This window comes from candidate division KSB1 bacterium (assembly GCA_024655945.1).
In the GTDB taxonomy this organism is placed as follows: domain Bacteria; phylum Zhuqueibacterota; class Zhuqueibacteria; order JANLFK01; family Oleimicrobiaceae; genus Oleimicrobium.
Window position 1 is genome coordinate 1 of record JANLFK010000025.1, and the last position, 686, is coordinate 686.

The following is a 686-nucleotide window of genomic DNA, read 5'->3' on the forward strand; positions in this document are numbered from 1 at the left end:
CGCCACCACCGCTGCAGGAACCCCAGTCAGCCCAAACGACCCCAATGCCCCTGGCTGCACACTGATGGTCCCCGTGGTCCTCACCACGCTGCCCACAGTCCCCTGCAGTGCCGTCCCCACGGCGTTCACCAACGTCTGGTTGGCGCTCCCGGCGCCCGCCACTACCGTGATGTAGCTCAGCGTGGGCACACTGCCATTGGGCGAATTGCCTCCACCGCTCGCCACAGTCACCGCCACCGTGCCAGAAGCCGGGTTCCCCTCACTGTCCACCGCATTGTTGACCGACAGCGGAAATGGCACCCCCGCCACCTGGCTCAACCCGACGCTCAAGTCGAAGGCCGCTATTGCCCCCGCGCTCACCTGAATAGCACTGCTTTCCCTCGCAATGCTGCCATCCGTCACGGTAATTGTCCGTGCCCCCGCAGTCCGCAGCACAAATCCATCGCCAGGAAAACTATGTATACCGGCATCTCCTCCGGTGAAGGTGTACCGGCTCCCTGAGGTGTACGGCAAGGTCGCCGCAGCATCTGTCGAGGTGAAGTAGACCTGCCCGACATAGTTGGTCTTCACATTGCCGTAGACATCATAGGCAGTCACATCTACCGGATTGGGGAAAGGTATTCCAGCTGTGCTGCTTGTAGGCAGACCGCTGAGTATAAAGTGGTGCAGCGCACCTGGCACGATCT

General features: G+C 61.5%; 1 protein-coding gene. It reads right to left on the minus strand.

Annotation, left to right across the window (positions count from 1 at the left end; all coding sequences use genetic code 11):
• The coding region (locus tag NUW13_16075) for a hypothetical protein (protein MCR4440526.1) at positions 1–597 on the minus strand (597 nt) is incomplete at its 3' end.
• Positions 598–686: the final 89 nt, after the last annotated feature.